Origin of the sequence: Pseudomonas sp. S9 (assembly GCF_000222125.1) — a bacterium.
In the GTDB taxonomy this organism is placed as follows: Bacteria; Pseudomonadota; Gammaproteobacteria; order Pseudomonadales; family Pseudomonadaceae; genus Aquipseudomonas; species Aquipseudomonas segetis.
Genome location: NZ_AFFX01000009.1, coordinates 222,735 through 235,984, shown reverse-complemented (window position 1 = coordinate 235,984; position 13,250 = coordinate 222,735). Strand labels below are relative to the sequence as shown.

Here is a 13,250-nt window from a genome sequence, read left to right as displayed (position 1 = left end):
ACACTGTGGCCAGTTGAGCGATGAGGTTGAACAATCATCACGCACCTATTGTTAAGACTGAAATGAAGCAAGACGGATGGTTAAACGGCGTCTAGCGATTGAGTTTGCCCCGCTAGTTGAACGCAGTTTCGTATCCGGGCTGTTTTCAGTTTCCACTCGGGCTAAAGCCCATGTATCTCAATGGTCGGCAGATACAAACTGATACTTAATGCAGTCGGGTTCCAGCTAACAATAACTAACACCCCATAACTGGCTAACGGCATCAATCAGCGCGACGCTTTACTCTCGTCACCAGAATAACAATGAGAACTGCACGGCGGACTCCACAAATCCAGTGGATCAAAGGCTGCAAGGAGCTTGATCATGACTGACAGTTATCGCAGTAATTGCGTTCTCGGGGTCGATCGACCTAGCAATGAACAACTCGGCATGTTGGTCGCCGAGGTTGTTGCTCGCGGGGAAGAGGCTGCAGATCCGCTGTACGTCGCGGTATCACCTTTGTTGAGTGCGTATTACGAAGGCCAGGTGCAAGCGGGTAGAGCGCTCGACGAGCACTTGGATGAGCTAGTCCAGTCAGCATTCGTGGCGATTTGCTGGAACTGCACAAGTTACGACCCAGTACGCCCTGTTCGGGCATGGCTGGTGGATATAGCGCGCAGCCAGTTTGTTGAGTACCTGCGCAACCGGCGCGGCAGGGCCAAGGTCAGGTTGGTGGCTGGAGCTTCCTCGGCCAGGCGGCCAGAAATTGCACGGGCAAATTGAGCCTGCATGTCCTATCGCTTTTGAATAAGGATTTACCATGATCAGCATCGCTCAGACACTCTACACCGGTCATACCCATACGACTGGTGGCCGTGAGGGAGAGGGGCGAAGTTTGGACGGACGACTGAACGTGAAACTTTCTCCTCCTGGTGCTCCGGGGAGTGGTTGCAATCCAGAGCAGTTGTTTGCGATCGCATGGTCGGCGAGTTTCATTGGCGCTTTGCGACACGCTTGCAATGCGCGCAAGATCGGCTTGCCGCAGGATACCTCGGTTGATGCCCAGATCGACTTTGTTTGCGCCGAGCAAGGGTTTTTCCTGCAGGCGCGACTGGCCGTGTATTTACCCGAGTTCGAAGCAGATGTGGCTCAGGAACTGATGGACGCGGCCTATCATAATTGCCCCTACACAAAGGCAACCCAAGGCAATATCGACGTTTCTATCCTGCGCGTCTGATCCTCGCCCGCCACCAGCCTATCTGCAAGGCCTCTTCTGTCGAAGGATCTTGTGCTCGCGTTGTATTTGACCAATCATGTATAGCATCTATGGTGCTAAAGGACTGCGCGCATAGTTCTCACCAGCGACTATTGATTTCAAGAGTATGGCCCTTATGGAGCCTTCCCCAGCAGAGATGCATGATTCGGTTATCACCCAGCTTGGGTTCGGTCCATTTTGCGTTGTGGCGTCAAAGCGATTGCTCACCAAGCATGGTCTCCCTGTCGAGATCGGTGGGCGCGCACTGGACTTGTTGATTGCACTTCTTGAACGGCCCGGCGTAGTTCTATCCAAGCGTGAATTGATCAGCCAGGTCTGGCCCGACACCATTGTCGAGGAAGGTAGCCTGCGTTTTCACATGACCGGCCTGCGCAAGATTCTCGGGGACGGCGAAGACGGTGCGAGGTATATCGCGACTCAAGTGGGCGTGGGCTATGCATTTGTTGCTCCACTGGAAAAAATCAAACTACCTGTAGCTGAACCGACAGTTGCCGAGCCTCCTCCCAGGGTCAATAGCCAAAAGCGCTATGTCAGTGGCGTCGGCAGCTTGCCGCCACGGATAAAACTGATCGGCCGCGAGGCAGATGTTGAGTTGGTTGTCGGTCATCTATCCCATCCCAAATTGTTCACCATCGTTGGCGCGGGTGGAGTGGGCAAGACCAGCCTCGCGGTCGAGGTAGCGCACCAGATTTGCGCTCAAGTCTATGAGCGTGTTCGTTTCGTTGACCTGGCCCAGGTTGAGGATGCCGATCTGGTACTTTCTGCTTTGGCTGGCGCATTGGATATTCCGGCACAAGCCGAGGACCCGATGGCTGTGCTGCTCGCACATCTGCGCTCGCATAAGTTGCTCATGGTGCTTGATAACTGCGAACACCTGATAGACGCAGTCTCGGACGTCGTCGAGCAGATCAGGTATGCCGCGCCAAACGTGGGTTTGTTGGCGACTAGCCGTGAACCTCTGCGGGTGCGCGATGAATATGTGCACTGGCTCAACCCGCTGGCTTTCCCTCGGGAGCCACAGGACCTGTCAGTCGAGCAGCTGCTGGCATATCCGGCGGTCAAGCTATTTGTCGAACGGGCATCATCGGGCAATACAGCGCTGGTGCTGGAAGCTAACGCTGCACATTTGATTGCCGATATGTGCCGGCGGCTTGAGGGCATGGCCTTACCTATTGAGCTGGCTGCGGTGCGCGTTGCTACCCATGGCTTAAGCGCAACGCATGCATTGATGGGCGAACTCTTTTCCTTGGGTTGGACTGGCCGGCGAACGGCATTGCCTCGTCATCAAACGCTGCGCGCCATGCTGGACTGGAGTTACGAGTTGCTTACACCGCTTGAGCAGCTGGTGTTCGAGCGCCTATCAATTTTCGTTGGCCCATTTTCTCAAGATGCAGCGGCGCAAATCATTGCCGACAGCCAGGTTGAGTCAATCAGGGTAGTTGCAGTTTTGGACGAGCTAACCAGCAAAGGGCTGGTCAGCGTCGATCATTCAAATATGCACGCAGCCTATCGTTTGTTGGAAATGACCCGCGCCTTTACCAGGGAAAAACTGGCGGCAAGGGGCGAGACGGAGACTCATGGCCTGGCGTTTCGCCATGCACTGTTTTATACCAATTTACTGGCGAACCTGGGGACCACGCCGAGCGCGATCTTCGCCAGCGCGGCACGTCTCTCCAATCAACTCGGCAATATTCGAAGTTCGTTGGAATGGAGTTTTGGCCCCCATGGCAGCCCGGGGCTGGCGTTGCCTCTGGCAGCGGCAAGCGCGCAGGTATTCCTGCATTATTCGCTGCTGGTGGAATGTCGAGCCTGGTGCTCACGTGCGACCGAACTGCTTGAACTGGGCTTTTATGGTACCCCCGTGGAGATGGAGTTGCAGGCAGCACTGGGATTGGTACTGATGTTCACCCGGGGCAATAGTGCGGCAGCAGAAAAAGCATTGCTCAGGGCACTGGATATTGCCGTGTCGCTAAGCGATTACTGGTCACAACTTCGGTTGCATGGTCGGCTGCAGATTTTTTACGAGCGCACCGGCGACTTTGCCTCGTCGCTGGCCTGGGCCGAGCAGGCGGTAGAGGTCGGTAATATCATTGGAAAACCCGAGGCATTTGCCATTGCTGCATCGCTGGCAGGCGTTTCTCATCATTTGTTAGGCAATCAAGTGCTGGCGCGACAAGAGTTGGAAAGCTCATTGCGTAATAGTCAGCCTTCGCAGCGCAGTAGCACGATCCACTACGGCTTCGACCACCATAACCGTACTGGTCTGGCACTAGCACGTACGCTCTGGCTGCAGGGTTTTCCTGATCAGGCGCGGCACTGGGCGGCAAAGGTCGAAGCTGAAGCAGCTGCGCTGGAGCATTCGGTTACCTATTGCATCGCGTTGATCTGGACGATGTGTATTTATATCTGGACCGGCGATCTCGACAAAGCTACAGCCAGCCTCGAAGGCTTCAGTAAAATCGCCCAGGAAAATGCATTCGGCCCCTATATGGCTGCCTCCAGAGGGTTCAAGGCCGCAATAGCCATACGTGCGCAGCAGCCCGCCGATTCGGTCGAGATACTGGAGGAGAGCCTCGCCCGGTTGCACAGCATGCGTTACGAGTTACTCACCACCTCATTTGAAATCGCCCTGGTTGAAGGTTTGATATTGCGCGACCAGCACACCAAGGCATTGCCTATCGTGGAGCGCACCATCAACCATTGTCGCCAGAGTGGTGATGCCTTCGCATTGCCTGAATTGCTGCGGCTCAAGGCGGGCATTGTTAAATCCATCGAGCCTCGCAATAGCACTGCAGCCGAGGTCATCCTGCAAGAGTCATTGGTCTTGAGCCAGCAACAAGGCGCCCGTGCCTGGACATTGCGTAGTTCGATGGATCTTGCATTGCTACAGATGGAAAGCGGTGATAAAGCGCAGGCAATTAAATGGCTGGAAAGTTGCCGGAACTGGGTTTGTGAAGGTCATGACACCCTTGATGTACGTCGCCTGGAGCAGCTCTGGCAGCAGGTCAATGACATGGCCTGAAGCCCTTTGCTCGTTGCTACCGGTCGTGGTATCCGGCGGTTTGCTTTTGATTGAGAGCCTGGGCCATTTTTGTCACGTTATGGCAAGCGGCGGATAGTCAGGCAAGGGCGCGTCAGGCTTGTCGATACCTATGTGTAATCGATCGCGGGCAGTCGTTCTGTTCTGATTCAGCAAGCGCTTATCGCAGGCGCTTTCAAGTAATCAGGAGCTCTGAAATGACTGCAAAAACAATCCTGTACACCGCCAAGGTACTCACCACAGGCGCACGCGACGGTGGCACTTCGCGTAGTGACGACGGGCACCTCGATATCCATCATTCCTTGCCTGGAAGCAATGGCGGGGGGACCAACCCCGAACAGCTGTTTGCGGCAGGTTGGTCGGCATGCTTTGTTGGCGCATTAGGTCTCGCCGCACGCAGCTGTAAAGTAAAGCTCCCCGCAGAAGTTGCCATTGATGCAGAAGTCGATCTGTGTCAGGGAAATGATGCCTACTTCCTACAGGCTCGGCTCAACGTCAGCCTGCCGGGCATCGAACGGGATATCGCCCAGCGTTTGATTGAGACAGCGCATTCAACTTGCCCTTATTCAAAAGCGGTACGCGGCAATATCGATGTTGTGCTCAATTTGGTCTGAAGGCACAGCACAAGAAAGCCTTCAGCAGTACATGGCTGCCGGGACCTTGCCTATGGCTAGCCGGCAGCCTCAGGTGGGCATCGGTATCGAGTGTGCAAGCCACTGTAACGCGAGTTGCTCAAGATACAGCGTCCTGCACGCAGCCGCGCGGCGACTTCAAACTGAGTCCAGCATCAACCTGGCGCCATCCTGGGGCGCATTGTCCCAGTCAACAGTCTCCAGGCTCATTGTTTTTCATTGAGTGATTAGGGGGCCTGAGTTTGCGCTCAAGTCGGGCTTTGTCCAACGCAATCAACCCAGCACTCCTGATCAGTCAGCATTTACGGGTAGCAATATGAGAATTTTGATAGTGGGCGGGGGTATTGCCGGCTTTGCCATGGCGCGGGCGCTTGAACTAAAAGGCTTTGAGCCTGACCTGGTCGAGCGTCGGCTTGAGGACTCCTCCGCTGGCATGGGCTTGTATATGCCAGGGAATGTTGCCAGGGCGCTGGCACAACTGGGGGTATTGGATGCGGTGTGCGAGACTGCTATTCCCATCTTGACCCAGCGTATTCTCGATCATCGTGGTCGCACATTGAGTATCACTAAAACCCTGGAATTCTGGGATGGGTGCGGGCCTTGCCTTTCTCTACCTCGCCATAGCCTGCAAGCAATTCTTCGGGGCGCCCTGGTACGCACAAACACTCGGTTTGGTCTCTCGTTGACTGATATTCAGCCGTTCACCAAGGGCTGTAAAGTGGAGTTCTCTGACGGTAGTACGGACGTCTATGACCTGGTCATAGGCGCTGATGGGATTGACTCGACTGTGCGCAGCCTGGTGTTTCCAACGGTGATGCCTTTTAGTGTTGGCAATATTTGCTGGCGCTTCATCACACCAAATACCTGCGCAATAGATGACTGGACGGCCATGCTGGGCAAGGGGCGGACTTTGCTTGCGATACCCGTAAGCAATGAGGACGTTTATGTCTATGCCGACATGGCAGTGAATCATGGCGATGCAGGAGAGGGCGCTAAACCGCAAGCCTTTGCGAGCTTGTTCGAGGATTTTGCTGCGCCACTATTGCCACTGATAACCAATATGCCAAAACACACAGGAGTGCATACTGGCAGTATTCAGCAAGTGGTGATGGATGCCTGGCACCTGGACCGTGTGGTGTTGATCGGTGATGCCGCCCACGCCTCGTCTCCGAGCATGGCCGAGGGTGCCGGGATGGCAATTGAGGATGCTCTGGTGTTGGCAGATGCCATCGCAGCCGGTGAGCGCATTGAACTGGCGCTGCCTGCTTACGTGGCCAGACGAAAACCGCGAGTGGACTGGGTTCAACAGCAATGTGTCGCACGTGACAAGATGCGAGCCTTACCGCCCATGGCACGTAATGTCGTTCTCAAGCTGCTTGGCGACAAGCTTTACAGGCGCAGCTACACGCCGCTGTTAGCCCCACTGTGATGCGTGATACAAACGAACAGCTCAGTTCTGCACCGAACTGAGCTGTTCAGCCATTCGCACCAGGTCTGCCAGCGAGCGTGCTTTCATCTTGCGCATGGCTTTGCCACGGTGCGCCTTGACCGTGATTTCACTGATGTCGAGGTCAGCGGCGATGACTTTGTTCATATGCCCGGCCACCACCATCGCCATGATTTGCTGCTCTCGCGGTGTAAGGCTGGCGTATCTCTTACGCAGCGAACGCAGGCACTGTTCACGCTCCATGGCGATGCGACTGCTCTCATGTGCATCTGCGATGGCCTTGAGCAGCACGCTGTCGTCGAAAGGTTTGGTCAGGAATTCGACCGCCCCGGCTTTCATTGCGCGAACCGTACGCGGGATGTCACCGTAGCCGGTAATGAATATGATCGGCATATCCGGACGCTCGTTAGCAATGGCGGTTTGAAGATCCAGACCATTGAGCCCAGGCAGATTGATATCCAGCACCAGGCAGCTCGGTACCTCTGGGGCAGGATAACTGAGAAAGTCCTGGGCAGATTCGAACAGCTCCGGCTGGCAGTTGGCGAAGCGGATCAACAATTCCAGCGACTCGCGAACGGAAATATCGTCATCCACCACGAAGACGATAGGCATGGCATCCCTCATTGCAACTCCTCGCCTAGGGGTTGGCACACAGTTTAGGTCCACCTTGTCATCTCCTGTTGAATTGTGCCGCACATTTAACTGATGGGCAGGGCTGCGCTAAGAGCCTTGAGCAATTGCGCCTCACTGAAGGGCTTGAGCAGGCAATCAACCGCCCCCAGGCTTATCAACCTGGGCCGTTGCGCTTCGTCATCATGGGCGGTGATGAAGATCGTTGGAATATTGTAGCCGCGCTGCTTGAGTGTTTTAGCCAGCTCCGGCCCCGATATGCCGGGCATTGCGACATCAAGAATCAGGCAGCGCGTCAGGTCGAGGTAAATGGATTGCAGAAAGTCCTGTGCCGAAGGGAAGGCCTGGACCTCGAAACCAAATTCTTTGAGCAGGTCGGGGAGTGATTCACGAACAGACTCGTCGTCATCGACTACGCAAACAAGTAAAGGCCTTACCATCACAAATCCTCCTTGGTGTGATCAGGGTTGGCATCCAGGTCCGGGGTGCTGCTATCGGCTTGCTGCGTAATCGAGAAGCGCAATGTTGCCCCTGGGCCATCATTGAGTGTTGCCCAAAGCTGTCCTCCATGTTGCTCGATGATAGAGCGGCTGATCGCAAGACCTATACCCATGCCGGAGCTTTTAGTCGTGTAGAACGCATCGAAAATACGCTCCGCATCCGCTGATTCGAAACCACTGCCATTGTCCTGCACAGCGAAGTGGACGCTCCTGTCCTCATCCGTTGTGGTACTGACCACTACATGCCGAGGGCGGCTAGTGATCTTGCTCAGTACTTCAATGGCATTCATTATCAGGTTGAGGATAACTTGCTGCAGCTGCACTCGATCCCCCTTGATTATCGGCACAGGCTCCGCAAACCTGGTTTGCAGCACTACACCGTTGCGTTTCAACTCGCCGGTTAACATCGCAACCACTTCTCGCGCTGCCTCACTGAGATTGACGTTCTCGAGAGTGATATTTCGGTTTGTGAACAAGGCGCGCAATCGCTTGATAACGTCGGAGGCACGGTTGCCATCACGAATCGTGCGCCGTGCCGTTTCCAGGGCGCCCGCAACATTCGGTGGGGTTGCGCTAAGCATGCGTAGGCAGGTGCTCGCATTAGTGATGATTCCCGCAAGCGGTTGATTGACTTCGTGAGCAATCGAAGCCGTCACAGTACCCAGGCTCGCTACTCGGGCCAGATGCGCTAGTTCCGAGCGGACTTTGCCCAGGGCTTCCTCATAAAGCTTGCGTCGGGTGATATCTTGAAGCGCGCCGATATACTCAAGTTCACCATCCTCGTCCTTGATGGCGTGTGCGACCAGGTGCAGGTGTTTCACCATGCCGCTAGGCAGTAGCAAGCGTTGCTCAAGCTCGAAGTCTCGGTCGTGCTCACGCTGGCGCCTGACCACATCCTTGAGCATTGAAATATCGTCCGGGTGGGTCCGGCTGTAGATCAAGTCGAAGCTTGGTATCACGCCTTGATCGACCTCGAGTATGCGGTAAATCTCGTCCGACCAGGTGATAGTGTCAGTGCTGACACGCCAGGCAAAAGTCCCTGTTGCACTCAGCTGCTGACCCTTGGCCAGAAACGCTTCGCTTTGCTTGAGCGCAGCGTCGCTCCATGCGCGATTGATTGCGATGCTGGCAAGATGGGTAAACTGAGAGAGCAGGTTTGCCTGCTCGCTGGAAGGCTGTTTCGGCTCGGGGTACAGCACCGAGAGCACCCCGATTACCTTGGTGGCAGTTGAATATATCGGTATCGACCAGTTTGCTTTCAGGTCATGCTGGAGTGCGGTATTGCACCATTCAGGCCAACGATTTTCCTGGTTCAGGTCGGCTGAGATGACCGGTTCAATAGCCGCAATCGCCCAGGCAATCGGGCAGCTATCCGGACTCGCCAGTGAGCCTTCGGCACTGGGCATTAGGCTTGCGGGTACCTTGGGACCTGCTCCCGGCTGTAGCCGGATTGGCTCTTCATGGGAGGGCGAGGGACGTTTCGGGTCGGTCAATACAATGCTACACACACTGCCTGCAAACATGCTCTCAACCAACTCACAAAGCGCGTCGAGAATAGGGGCCAGCGGTGAATTGGCGGCCATCATCGCGAGCAGGTGCTTTTCTCCGGCCAGCAGCATCTCGGCCTGTTTACGGTCCTCAATATCGGTATTCTCACCGTACCAGCGCAGCAAGGTTCCGGCTTCGTCATATTGCGGCATTGCCCTGATGAGAAACCAGCGGTACACCCCGTCGAAACGTCTCAGGCGGGCCTCGAACTCACCTTGCTGGCCCGATTGCAGAAGCCCGTGCCAATAGGTGCCAAGCGTTTCGGCATCATCCGGATGGATCGATGCGGTCCAGCCGATGCCGCGTGCATTCTCAAGGGAAATTCCGGTGTAATCGCACCAGCGTTGATTGATAAAGATGACACCACCATCCGGTGCTGCGCTCCAGAGAAAACCGGGCACGGCATTGATGGTCTTGCTCAGGTTGTTTTCGGAGGCCCTGACGTCGGCCAGGGCGTTGGCGATCAATATCTTGTCGCGTTTCCGTTCATCGATGTTGACCTGTAGTACGCACCAGCGGGTGATTCGGCCTTCAGGATCGCGAATGGGCAAGCCGCGAACGTGGAACCATTGGTACACACCGTCTGCGCGACGAATGCGGTGCTCAATGTCATAGGGTTCACCCGTTTGGACCGAGTGAGTCCAGGCGGCGATCACCATGGGTAGGTCGTCGCAATGGACGCTGTCGGTTGCTGCCCAGTGCCGCAGCTCCTCGTAAGTTGAGCCGAGGTAGTCCTCGATCTGGCGGTTGACTCGCTCCAACTCGCCGTCGGCTGTCATAAACGACACCATCGCAGGAATGCTGTCGATGATCGAGGTGGCATCGACCTGATGCTCGGGCCTGGCATCGAGATAATCTTCGATATCGGTACCGACTGCGCACCAGTTGTTTGCACCGTCGCGATTAGCGTCCAGTCGTTTTATTTGCAGGACAAACCGGCGGTAATGGCCATCGAATCGTTGCAGGCGGGCCTGCATGCTGCATGGTTCGCCGGTGCTTAGAATAACCTGCCAGTTCTCGAGTAATTGATTAAGGTCATCAGGGTGCAAGCATTTGTGCCAACCTGAATTCAAAGCAGCTTGGCGGCTTATGCCGGTGTAGGCGCACCACTCGGAATTAACAAAGTCGACGCCGCCATCAGCTCGTGCGGTGAATGCCACACCCGGCAACGCATCTAGGATGCGATCGAGTTCATCGGACATGTCGGTTCTCGTTTTTCGGCAGGCGTCTCTCTATGAGAATGCACCTTTTTGGCTGCGTTCGCCCATCATACTTTGGTGTCGCTTGGGCGCAAAAAAACGCGGCACTGTCGAGTAGCCAAGGGCTGCCGGTTAACGGAATCCTTGAGTTTGGCTGGCATTTCCCCAGGCTTTGTAAGCCAGTGTATCCAGCCCAACTCGAGCTACACAAAGATTCAATCACCCCCCTAAACGACACAATGCAGATACAGGCCTTGGCCAGTATCAGTGCGACCTTGGCTTGGCTGCAAATCACCTGAGCAAAGCCGCTAATACCTAGGTATCGACCGACACCATCGTGTAATCGCCGGTGCAAAAGTCACATGGTTTGATCATCGGGTGTCGCCAAAAAGCCGTAACCGCGTATTCACACCAACAGTCAGTGGCCAGCCCGATAACAAAGGTCGTGCATGCCAGCAATCATGTTCAAGGAGATGCACAATGTTTGCAGTTTTGTCCGCCACCACGTGGCAGCGCTGGCTGACTTCAACCGTCAGGATTAGTACCGTCAGTTGTGTATTGCTGGGTGCCAGTGGTGGGGCATGGGCCGTAACCGGTACCGCAAGTGACCCAGGGGTAAGCGACCAGGGAGCAGGCTCGGAAGCAATACGTCCGTATCAGGTGCATGTTGATGAAGCACAGCTGATTGATCTTCGCCAGCGACTGGCGGCGACTCGCTGGCCAGATAAGGAAACCGTAAGTGATAACACCCAAGGTGTGCAGCTGAAGTCGATTCAGGCATTGGTCGAGTATTGGGGCAAGGGTTATGACTGGCGCAAGGCAGAGGCAAGGCTGAATGCGCTACCGGAATTTGTAACCACCATTGACGGTGTCGACATCCAGTTCATTCATGTCCGCTCCCCCAACCCAAATGCCATGCCCTTGATCCTCACGCACGGCTGGCCAGGTTCGCAGTTTGAATTTCTCAAGACGATTGGCCCGCTCACCAATCCCACTGCATTCGGTGGGCGTGCTGAAGACGCCTTTGACCTGGTGATTCCGTCGATTCCTGGCCACGGATTCTCTGGCAAGCCGACGGAGCTGGGCTGGGGCCCTGAGCGTGTTGCCAAAGCCTGGGACGTCTTGATGAAGCGTCTGGGCTATGACCATTACGTGTCACAGGGCGGGGATCATGGCTCGGTGATCTCCGATGCCCTTGGTCGTTTGGCACCTGCAGGCTTGCTGGGCATCCACCTGAACATGCCAGCCACTGTGCCACCGGAGTTGGTTGCCTCGATCAATGGCGCTAAGCCCGCGCCTGCCGGGCTTACAGCATCGGAACGAGTAGCATATGACTCACTGAGCACCTTTTTTGCGCGTAACGCAGCCTACGGCGCAATGATGGTCACCCGGCCGCAAACAATTGGCTATTTGCTGGCCGACTCACCTGCTGGAACAGCCGCTTGGATGTACGAGAAGTTCGCTGCCTGGACAGACAGCAACGGCAAGCCCGAGCGTGTATTGACGCGTGATGAAATGCTCGACGACATCAGTCTTTACTGGCTGACCAATTCGGGGGCGTCTTCGTCCCGCTTCTATTGGGAAAATAACAACAACAACTTCAGTGCGGCTGCGCAACGGACCTCGGAGATCAAGGTTCCGGTGGCAATCACGGTGTTCCCTCATGAAATTTACCGTGCACCCAAAAGCTGGGCGCAACGCGCCTATCCGACGCTTAGTTATTTCAGTGAAGTCAGCAAGGGTGGCCACTTTGCCGCCTGGGAGCAGCCTCAACTGTTCTCTGAAGAGCTGCGCAAGGCATTCCGACCGTTACGCGCGGCTGCAAATGTCGCCAGCCACAAGAGCAGCCAATAGGTCGTCCGCGACGGCTCGCGATAACCATAACTCAACCTGTACATTGGAGAATTGCCATGAAGATGACTTTGCTCAACCAGCAAACCAGGCCGCATCGGCGCCTACTCGCGCCTTCGCTGCTGGCTCTTGCCCTCTTGCAGTTCGGTGCCTTAACCCATGGCTGGAACCAGGCCACGGCCGCGACGCCGGAAACAACGGTTGGCCCAATCACTGTAGGGAGCCACACCTCCCTGGGTGAGCTCAAACATATCAAGGCGGGCCTGCTGGATGTTTCCTATGCCGAAGTGGGGCCAGCCGACGGTCCAGTGGTGATTTTGCTGCACGGCTGGCCATACGATATTCATAGCTATGCCGATGTGGCCCCGGCACTGGCAGAAAAAGGCTACCGGGTGTTGATTCCTGAAGCTCGTGGTTATGGCAAGACCCGCTTCCTGTCCGATAAGACTTTGCGCAATGGTCAACCAGCGGCGCTTGCCACTGACGTAATTGATTTCATGGATGCGCTGAAGGTTAAACGGGCAGTGCTTGGCGGCTATGACTGGGGCGCACGCACCGCTGATATTGTCGCGGCGCTATGGCCGGAGCGGGTCAAGGCGCTTGTGGCTGTGAGTGGTTACCTGATTGGTAGTCAAGAAGCAGGTAAGGTGCCATTACCGCCTGCTGCCGAGCTGCAGTGGTGGTACCAGTTCTATTTTGCCACCGAACGCGGCCGTGCGGGCTATCAAAAAAATACCCACGACTTCGCCAAGCTGATCTGGAAATTGGCTTCGCCAAAATGGGCGTTCGACGATGCCACCTTCGAACGCAGCGCCGCGGCCCTGGATAATCCAGACCATGTGGCCATCACGATTTTCAACTACCGCTGGCGTCAAGGGTTGGTCAAGGGCGAAGCCAAGTATGACCCTATCGAGAAGAAACTGGCGACTTTCCCTTCGATAAAGGTGCCGACCATCACCATGGAAGGTGACGCAAATGGCGCGCCCCATCCACCTGCCGAAGCCTATGCCAAGCGCTATACGGGCAAGTATGAGTACCGCCTGATAACGGATGGTGTTGGCCACAATTTGCCGCAGGAAGCACCACAAGCTTTCGCCCAAGCGGTTATAGACGCTGATCATCTTTGATCAGGTCGCCCGTACAGGAGG

General features: G+C 55.6%; 10 protein-coding genes. 7 read left to right on the top strand and 3 right to left on the bottom strand.

The window, feature by feature from the left end:
- The first annotated feature begins 363 nt into the window (after window positions 1-363).
- The 5 genes from PSES9_RS0117390 (at window position 364) to PSES9_RS0117370 (ending at window position 6,356) form a co-directional block, all read left to right on the top strand.
- Window positions 364-762, top strand: coding sequence for a sigma factor (locus PSES9_RS0117390; RefSeq protein ID WP_010489076.1), 399 nt, complete (start codon window positions 364-366; stop codon window positions 760-762).
- 37 nt (window positions 763-799) lie between these two features.
- On the top strand, window positions 800-1,216 hold the full coding sequence (locus PSES9_RS0117385) for an Ohr family peroxiredoxin (protein ID WP_029529626.1): 417 nt from the start codon (window positions 800-802) through the stop codon (window positions 1,214-1,216).
- Window positions 1,217-1,370: 154 nt separating this feature from the next.
- Window positions 1,371-4,277, top strand: a complete 2,907-nt coding sequence (locus tag PSES9_RS0117380) for an ATP-binding protein (RefSeq protein ID WP_010489074.1) — start codon at window positions 1,371-1,373, stop codon at window positions 4,275-4,277.
- 215 nt (window positions 4,278-4,492) lie between these two features.
- Entirely contained in the window at window positions 4,493-4,909 is a 417-nt protein-coding gene (locus tag PSES9_RS0117375; protein ID WP_010489073.1) for an organic hydroperoxide resistance protein, read from the top strand.
- Between the two features lie 334 nt (window positions 4,910-5,243).
- The gene (locus tag PSES9_RS0117370; protein WP_083840284.1) at window positions 5,244-6,356 is read left to right on the top strand and encodes an FAD-dependent monooxygenase; all 1,113 of its coding nucleotides are present in this window, start codon (window positions 5,244-5,246) and stop codon (window positions 6,354-6,356) included.
- Window positions 6,357-6,377: 21 nt separating this feature from the next.
- Here the strand turns inward: PSES9_RS0117370 and PSES9_RS0117365 are convergent, their stop codons facing one another.
- The 3 genes from PSES9_RS0117365 to PSES9_RS0117355 all read right to left on the bottom strand — a co-directional run bounded on the left by PSES9_RS0117365 (window position 6,378) and on the right by PSES9_RS0117355 (window position 10,254).
- Window positions 6,378-6,998 carry a response regulator gene (locus tag PSES9_RS0117365; protein WP_010489071.1) on the bottom strand — a complete coding sequence of 207 codons (621 nt, stop codon included), beginning with the start codon at window positions 6,996-6,998 and terminating at the stop codon, window positions 6,378-6,380.
- 74 nt (window positions 6,999-7,072) lie between these two features.
- On the bottom strand, window positions 7,073-7,444 hold the full coding sequence (locus PSES9_RS0117360; RefSeq protein WP_010489069.1) for a response regulator: 372 nt from the start codon (window positions 7,442-7,444) through the stop codon (window positions 7,073-7,075).
- A complete protein-coding gene (locus PSES9_RS0117355) occupies window positions 7,444-10,254 on the bottom strand; it encodes a PAS domain-containing protein (protein ID WP_010489067.1) in 2,811 nt (936 codons plus the stop codon). Before PSES9_RS0117355 ends, PSES9_RS0117360 begins: the two co-directional genes overlap by 1 nt.
- A 477-nt stretch (window positions 10,255-10,731) precedes the next feature.
- Between PSES9_RS0117355 and PSES9_RS0117345 the strand changes: the two genes are divergently transcribed.
- Both PSES9_RS0117345 and PSES9_RS0117340 read left to right on the top strand, forming a co-directional pair.
- A complete protein-coding gene (locus tag PSES9_RS0117345) occupies window positions 10,732-12,105 on the top strand; it encodes an epoxide hydrolase family protein (protein WP_010489062.1) in 1,374 nt (457 codons plus the stop codon).
- A 56-nt stretch (window positions 12,106-12,161) separates the two neighbouring features.
- Window positions 12,162-13,229 carry an alpha/beta fold hydrolase gene (locus tag PSES9_RS0117340; protein WP_010489060.1) on the top strand — a complete coding sequence of 356 codons (1,068 nt, stop codon included), beginning with the start codon at window positions 12,162-12,164 and terminating at the stop codon, window positions 13,227-13,229.
- Window positions 13,230-13,250 lie beyond the last annotated feature (21 nt).